The organism is Novosphingobium kalidii (assembly GCF_040534015.1).
In the GTDB taxonomy this organism is placed as follows: domain Bacteria; phylum Pseudomonadota; class Alphaproteobacteria; order Sphingomonadales; family Sphingomonadaceae; genus Novosphingobium; species Novosphingobium kalidii.
The window spans coordinates 1-5,775 of record NZ_JBEWLY010000026.1 but is presented as its reverse complement, the minus strand read 5'-3'; the positions used below and the strand labels follow the sequence as shown (position 1 = coordinate 5,775).

At 60.8% G+C, this 5,775-nt stretch carries 8 protein-coding genes; 3 read left to right on the top strand and 5 right to left on the bottom strand.

Annotated features, from left to right (window positions below; genetic code table 11):
• Window positions 1-24: 24 nt before the first annotated feature.
• Window positions 25-339 (bottom strand): hypothetical protein, encoded by a 315-nt coding sequence (locus ABVV53_RS16285; protein WP_353982419.1) that lies wholly within the window; start codon window positions 337-339, stop codon window positions 25-27.
• A 77-nt stretch (window positions 340-416) separates the two neighbouring features.
• Between ABVV53_RS16285 and ABVV53_RS16280 the strand changes: the two genes are divergently transcribed.
• Window positions 417-1,183, top strand: a protein-coding gene (locus tag ABVV53_RS16280; protein ID WP_353982420.1) for an IS5 family transposase whose coding sequence is annotated in 2 segments (ribosomal slippage) — window positions 417-729 and window positions 729-1,183 — 768 coding nt in all. Because the reading frame shifts where the segments join, the coding sequence is not laid out codon by codon here.
• Here the strand turns inward: ABVV53_RS16280 and ABVV53_RS16275 are convergent.
• Window positions 1,157-1,741, bottom strand: coding sequence for a LysR family transcriptional regulator (locus tag ABVV53_RS16275; protein WP_353985490.1), 585 nt, complete (start codon window positions 1,739-1,741; stop codon window positions 1,157-1,159). The two genes, ABVV53_RS16280 and ABVV53_RS16275, sit on opposite strands and share 27 nt — an antisense overlap.
• Before the next feature lie 115 nt (window positions 1,742-1,856).
• Between ABVV53_RS16275 and ABVV53_RS16270 the strand changes: the two genes are divergently transcribed.
• Window positions 1,857-2,585, top strand: coding sequence for an MBL fold metallo-hydrolase (locus tag ABVV53_RS16270; RefSeq protein WP_353985489.1), 729 nt, complete (start codon window positions 1,857-1,859; stop codon window positions 2,583-2,585).
• Window positions 2,586-2,718: 133 nt separating this feature from the next.
• On the opposite strand, the gene ABVV53_RS16265 is transcribed toward ABVV53_RS16270, so the two are convergent.
• The 3 genes from ABVV53_RS16265 to ABVV53_RS16255 all read right to left on the bottom strand — a co-directional run bounded on the left by ABVV53_RS16265 (window position 2,719) and on the right by ABVV53_RS16255 (window position 4,720).
• The gene (locus ABVV53_RS16265) at window positions 2,719-2,991 is read right to left on the bottom strand and encodes an AAA family ATPase (RefSeq protein ID WP_353985488.1); all 273 of its coding nucleotides are present in this window, start codon (window positions 2,989-2,991) and stop codon (window positions 2,719-2,721) included.
• Between the two features lie 466 nt (window positions 2,992-3,457).
• Window positions 3,458-3,793 (bottom strand): GNAT family N-acetyltransferase, encoded by a 336-nt coding sequence (locus ABVV53_RS16260; protein ID WP_353984604.1) that lies wholly within the window; start codon window positions 3,791-3,793, stop codon window positions 3,458-3,460.
• Between the two features lie 96 nt (window positions 3,794-3,889).
• A complete protein-coding gene (locus tag ABVV53_RS16255) occupies window positions 3,890-4,720 on the bottom strand; it encodes a PhzF family phenazine biosynthesis protein (RefSeq protein WP_353984605.1) in 831 nt (276 codons plus the stop codon).
• A gap of 181 nt (window positions 4,721-4,901) precedes the next feature.
• On the opposite strand from ABVV53_RS16255, the gene ABVV53_RS16250 reads away from it, so the two are divergent.
• Window positions 4,902-5,729 carry an NAD(P)-dependent oxidoreductase gene (locus ABVV53_RS16250; RefSeq protein WP_353984606.1) on the top strand — a complete coding sequence of 276 codons (828 nt, stop codon included), beginning with the start codon at window positions 4,902-4,904 and terminating at the stop codon, window positions 5,727-5,729.
• Window positions 5,730-5,775 lie beyond the last annotated feature (46 nt).

Below are 5,775 nucleotides of genomic sequence, written 5' to 3'. Positions count from 1 at the left end.
CTAGGCCGTGAACTCATAAACGCATCAGCGGATGGTCGTCGGGCCGTCCGGTAGGGAAGTGAGGTAATCTGCGATTGCACACGCTGTGGTGGCAGCGGCGTCGGGGTCTACGACCGATAATCCCATATGATCGGATGCGATTCCGACTAGGTACGTTGTTGCTTCGTCTTTCGAGCTATCGTGGCAGAGCATGCTGACGACGTGCAGCAGATAGCTATCATATTCGTCGGCGCATCCTTCGCCACAAGTGCCGTGCTCATCTGCCAATCCGATCGGATCCCAAAGCTTCCAACCGATGTCGCGCAAACGGGAGAGCTGTATTTTCGGGTATAGCGCCATGCCGGAATCCTAACATCGCAAGCGGCACTCGACCATCTGCCCTTTCCATTTCGCCCGTTTGCTGATTCAGCGTCGGCATGAGCCGATATGATCTGACCGACTTCGAGTGGCGTGTGATCGAACCGCTTCTGCCCAACAAACCGCGAGGGGTGCCACGTGTCGATGACCGCCGCGTGTTGAACGGCATCTTCTGGGTACTGCGATCAGGTGCGCCGTGGCGTGACCTGCCTGAACGCTATGGTCCGCGAACTACCTGCTACAACCGATTTATACGATGGCGGAAGGCGGGCGTATGGGACCGGATGATGGACGCCATCACTGCCGCCCACGACGGCGACCTTCAGATGATCGACAGCACATCAATCCGGGCGCACCAGCAGGCTGCGACGGCAAAAAGGGGGATCGAGATCATTGTCTCGGTCGCTCCAGAGGTGGGCTCACGACCAAAATCCACGCGGTCGTCGATGGGCAAGGTCTCCCGATCCGACTGAGCCTTACCGCTGGACAAAGCCATGACGGCCAAGCCGCTGACGATCTGCTAAGCCATGTAGGTGCCGAAGCAGTCGTGCTGGCGGACAAGGCCTACGATGCGGATCGCATCCGGGCGTCTCTCCGCGAGAAAGGAGCGTTCGCCAATATCCCGCCAAAGGCCAACCGACGGTCGAAACCGTACTTTAGCACTTGGCTCTACCGCGAGCGCAACCTGATCGAACGCTTCTTCTCCAAGTTGAAGCACTTCCGCCGAGTTGCCACCCGATACGACAAGCTGGCCGAGAACTTCCTCGCAATGGTCCAACTTGCCTCAATGCGCCTGTGGCTACGGATTTATGAGTCTACGGCCTAGATCACCTGGATCGAGAACTGGTCGGCGCGCGAAAAGCGTTGGGCTCATGATCAGCGTGTCGACATCGTCCAGTACCGGAATGACCCGGTGCAGCGGCCAGGCATGTTGCTGGGGCCCGCCTCGTCGGATTGCCACGTCGACGCCGCCACGCAGCTCCTCGAGTACGGTCGAGATCGTCGTTACGGTGACTTCGACCTGGGGGTGGTCGGCGTGATAGTCCGGCAGTCGCGGGATCAGCCAGCGCATCGCGAAGCTAGCCGGGGCGCTCACCCGCAGGATGCGGCGCACGCCGGGGCGACCGCAAGCGTGAGCTGCAAACTTCAGCCGGTCAAATGAAAGGCTGACTTCAGCCGCAAAAACGCTGGCCAACGGCGTTGCCACCATGTGCCGGCCGTCCTTGACGAAGAGCCTCTGTCCCAACCAGTTCTCGAGCGTGGCGATCTGCCGGCTCACCGCTCCATGAGTGACGCCAAGCTCGCGCGCCGCCTCCGCATAACTGCCCGTCCGAGCGGCAACCTCGAAGACCCGTAGGGCATTCAGCGGAGGCAATTGGTGCATATCAACTGTGACTAAAGCTCACGCAACCCGTGAGCAATGACCATCTGTTTGAACAATTGTCGCCTGTCTAACGCTGAGCGCCTCACCTGCCCTAGCTTCGACCGGGAGAATCCTCATGGCTTTGTCGCTTCAATTTATCGGTTGCGGCGACGCGTTCGGTTCAGGCGGGCGCTTTAACACCTGCTTTCACCTGACTGGCGAAAGTACGAACATCCTCATTGATTGTGACGCCTCGTCCTTGGTGGCGATGAACAAGCTCGGCATCGATCGCAACGCCATCACCATGATCGTGATCACGCATTTCCATGCCGATCATTTTGGCGGCATTCCGTTCTTCATCCTCGACGCTCAGTTCTTCAGCAAACGTCGTACACCGCTCACCATTATCGGGCCGACTGGCCTGCCAGGTTGGTACGAACGAGTGATGGACACCGCGTTTCCCGGCTCGTTCGCTGCGCCTCAGAAGTTTGCTTTGAACCTCGTCGAGATTGCCGCTGGGGAAACGCTGGTGAGCGGTGACATCTCGGTGTCCGCCTTCCAGGCACTCCACGGCCCGCCCGACGGCCCCTACCATGCCGTGCGGATCGAGACCGAGGGTCGGGCAGTTACCTACACCGGCGACACCGAGTGGACGCCGACGTTGATTTCTGCCGCACGCGATGCTGACCTGTTCATCGCTGAAGCCTATTTCCGCGACAAGACGGTGGCCACCCATCTCAGCCTTAATGCAATTGAGGCCAACCTGAGCGAACTGGCTCCCAAGCGCTTGGTGCTCACCCACATGAGCGACGACATGCTTAACCACTCCGACCGAACATCGTTCGAGATGGCCGAGGACGGATGATCGTCGTCGTAGACTGACCGGTGACGGCGGCTGAACAATCGGCCGCTCCCGGGATGATCAGAACAGCTGACAGGCTGTCCGCAAGTTGGCGACTCCTGCCGGGCAGCTTTTGCCCGAACGTGGTGGGAAGCAGTCAATGGCCGATGGCGGCCGCTATGGCTGCGAACGCCGCCCCGTCGTCCAGGGTTACTTCGAACGTGCCGCCCTGCGGGAGCTTCGGGTGCGGTTCGCCCGACTCGAGGCTTGCGAACAGCCGCGACAGCCTGCTCTTTCCCGAACCGTTGAACCCGTAGATCAGGTTATAGCGCCGGAAGTCCAGAGATGGTGATCGCGCGCCGCGAGCGGCGTATATCCCATTCCCTGCAGCGACTTGATGTTCGTGAGGATCCCCATTGCAGGAGTTCATTCCCCGCCGCGATTATTGTCAATCTCGAAGCGACCGTAAGACCGATCGCAGTTGAGTCCGCGTCGCGGGCCGCAAGTTTCCCGAGGCGGGGTGCACTGACTGCCGCTTCGTTGGCGAACGGTCGACTTGAGGCGACTTGCTGACAATTCGCTTCGGGGGAGCCAAATGGCAGCTTCTGTCAGGGAAAGACGTTCGCGGTGGCTAATCGGGCGACCGGGTCTGGTCGGGAGCAGCCGCCGCCGCTACCACGGTTAAACGGCAGCTATCGTTACCGCTTGGTCAAAACCGGCCAGGGCAGCTAGCCACCAAACCCCCGCCATTCCCGAAGTTCGATGGTCAATTGGGAAAGCTACGCGACCACCTTCACCATGTGGATAGCGACGCCTCCATTGAGAGCTTCTTCTCGCTCGATCTTATATCCGAGCGAGGCGTAGAGGCGTAAGTTCTCTTCAAACTTCTGGTTCGTCTAGAGGCGAACCGTGGTCAGGCCGGCCTCACGCGCCAGTTGCTCGGCATATGCGACCATCTTTCGACCGTAGCCGCGTTTTTGAAAGTTCGGACCGACGGCCACGTTCTCTATCAGCACGTCCTCGTCGCGTTCGGTGGTTTCGACAAGCGCGGCCAGGTCTTTTCCAACAAACAGGAGGTCTGCGCGATGATCCCGGATATGGGCGGCATGATCCGCCCTCATCGGTAGCGGTTCGCGACCGATGAGCGGAATCAATTTGGAATAGGCCGACCTGGTGAGGGCAGTAACAGTCGCAGCATCATCGGGGGTGGCTAACCGGATTGTCTCGCTCATACGCAGCCTATGATGGGTTGCGGCCAGGATCGGAAGGGCAACGGCTTTCCCGATTGGGAAGGTGTTTTGGGAACGCCTGGTAACGAAGGCTTATGCCTACCCCTCGATGCGCCGCACCGTTCCTTGAACGCGGGCACCGCCTCCCGGGATTGTCGGCGCGGCTGCGTGTAGCAGACAGGGCACGCCCATATCTTCGCCTTGCACGATCTCGAGGTCCCCGGCTTCGATGCCGAGAGCCTGTAGGTAGCCCGCCAATGCTGCGGCAGCGGCTCCGGTCGCCGGGTCTTCGTACACACCACCGGCAGCGAAAGGGTTGCGTGCATGGAAGCGGCCAAGGGTTTCTGCATGGACAAGGCTGATTGTCGCTAAGCTCCACTCTCGCATGAGCTCGGCGCCGGCCTGCATATCATACCGCATGGCCGCTAGTGCAGCCCGGTTGTTCATCGCCAACAAGAGATGACGCGCTCCCGCGTCAATGATTGCCGGCGGAATCCGAGGATCAAGGTCGGCGTCGGTCAGGCCGAACAGCGCTAAGGCGGTTTCCAGCAGGTGTGAAGGTGCTGGACAGTTCCGCGTGGGCGGCGATACGAGCGCCGCGCTAAGACCATCCACGCCGCATCGGCCTTCGACGGTGACCTCGCCTTCATTTAATTTGAGCTTGAAAGCACCATCGCCTTCTCGGGTCGCGAGCGCCGCTCCCAACGCTATCGTTGCATGGCCGCAAAAAGGAATCTCGGCTTCTGGGGCGAAGTACCGCACCCGGTAGCCTTCGGGTGTGCGTGCGGCAAAGACGGTTTCGGAATAGCCCACTTCCGCCGCAACGGCCTGCATACGGGTAGGATCGGGGAGCGCATCGCAGAGGACAACGCCGGCCGGATTACCGCCACGATTATCATAGGTAAAAGCCGCCAGTCGCTGAACGTCCATCCAAACCCTCCCTAGTCTCGTTCATGCTTTAGACGGTTGGGAAAATTCCCAAAAGAGAACGACGTTTGGGAATGCGCAGGGCTTCTCAAACTCGTTGCACGGGCGGAGATGGAAAGCGATAGGCATGATCGCGGATGAGAAAGTCGGACCAGAGAGTCGCCGTATTAGGGCTGGAGATCGGATGAATGATCATCGGCCGCAGCGACTATCGCTCGGAGGAGGAGAGACAATGCGGGTGGCGTGGATCGGTCTTGGCTCAATGGGGGCGCCCATGGCGCTCAGCATAGTGCAGGCAGGACATACGTTGACCGGCTACGCGCGTCGTCCGGCGGAACATGATGCCATTCGCGCGGCAGGCGGCACCGTGATTGACGACGTTTCGCAGGCGGTGCGCGGTGCGGAGGTTGTCTGCGTCAACCTGTTCTCGGCCGAGCAGATTTGCGAGGTTCTGGTCGAGCGGCAGGGTCTGGCGGCGATGTCTGCAGGGGCGATCCTGGTCGTCCACAGCACGGTGAGCGCCGCCTTCGTGCGTGAACTCGCCACGATGCGTCCCGATATTGACGTGGTCGACGCAGGCTTCAGTGGAGGGCCGCAGGAAGCGGCGGAGGGCCGACTTACCTTGCTGGTGGGCGGCACCGAAGAGCAGGTCGCACGGGTCCGGCCCGTGTTTGACGCTCATTCTGCGTACATCGCGCATGTCGGCCCGCTGGGCAGTGGCATGACGCTTAAGGTCATCAACAATCTTACCTTTGGGGCGCATGTCGCCATCGCACGTGATGCGCTGCGTCTCGTTGAGGAGGAGGGGCTCGATGCCGGGACCGCAGCCGAGGCGCTGCTGCGCGGCAGCGCGGCTAGCTTCGCGCTGACGGTTCTCAGCCGCAACGGGGATGCTGAGGCTTCGGTCGCGCGGATCCGGCCTTATCTGGACAAGGACGTCGCGATCGCACGCGCAGGCGCGACTGGAATGGAGCTGGGAACGCTCGACGCTGCGACCCGCGACTTCGGGTGAGTATCGAGCTGCGCTGGAGAATGGCCGAAGGTGGTGGAGGCTGTGT